Below are 1076 nucleotides of genomic sequence, written 5' to 3'. Positions count from 1 at the left end.
AGGGGAAGGACCAGAGTTTGCTGGCCTGGACGGTGCTTCGCCGAAAATCCGGCGGCGCGGGCTGTAACCGCTTTAGACCCTGCTGGGGCGACGGCCGGCGCCTCCCAGCGGTGCTGGTCGGCTGGCTGGTGCTGCACTGACCGGGATGGTTCCGCTAGACTGAAGGGTAAGCAACCGTCGGCGGCCCGGCGGTGTTCACCCTCTGCGGCCCCGCCGTCCCTTCTCCCTAGGGGCGCGCGGTGCGATTGCGCGGAGCCTCTCCCTATGTGCGTCCATCATGCTTGACGGAGTTCCCGTCGCCGATCCCGTCCCCGACATTCCGCCTCCAGCCCCGGAATCGTCCCCGTCTATCCTGTCCGTCCAGAGCGAGGGCGAGCTTGCCGTCCGGCTGGCGGCGCTTGCCCGGCGCCCCGGCGGCGTCCTGCTGCTCGCCCGCAGCGACGCCCGCGCCACCCGGCTGGCGCGGCTGGCCGGCGACCTGTGCCCCGACCTCGATGTCGTCCTGTTGCCCATCGACGAGACGGCGGCCGGCGCGCGTGTCGCTCCGTCGCGGGCCGTGCTGGGCCGCCGCGCCGCCGGACTGATGCGGCTGGCCGACGGCCGCGAGCCGGCGGGAGGCAGGCTGGTTGTGGCCTCGGCCGATCTGGCTTTGCAAAGGCTGCCGCCACCGCAGGCATGGACGGGCGGGCAGTTCCGTCTGACCCGCGGCATGGCCTATGATGAGGCGGCGTGGCGCGGCTGGCTCGCACGCACCGGCTATGTGCTGGACGACCGGGTCGACGAACCCGGCGAGGTGGCGATCCGCGGCGCAGTGGTGGAGGTGTTTCCCGGCGACTGCGACCGGCCGGTCCGCTGCGACATCGTCGACGGCATCCTGCGTGACATGCGCCTGTACGACCCGGTGTCCCAGCGCTCCATCCAGAGCATCCGATGCCGTCGACCTGCGCCCGGTCACCGACCTGATCGCCGGGGCGGAACTGCTCGACGGCCTGACCGCGACCCTCGCCACGCTCGGCTATGTGCTGCCGGAAGCGTTGCCGCGGGATCTGGGGGGAGGGCAGCCGGCCTTATGCTTT

General features: G+C 71.9%; 1 pseudogene. It reads left to right on the top strand.

Annotated elements, in window-relative coordinates:
- Positions 1-277: 277 nt before the first annotated feature.
- Positions 278-1076: pseudogene (locus I71_RS06010) on the top strand (hypothetical protein); the annotation flags it as partial.

The organism is Azospirillum sp. B506, from assembly GCF_000333595.1.
Taxonomy (GTDB): Bacteria; Pseudomonadota; Alphaproteobacteria; order Azospirillales; family Azospirillaceae; genus Azospirillum.
This window is presented reverse-complemented; position numbering and strand designations above follow the sequence as displayed.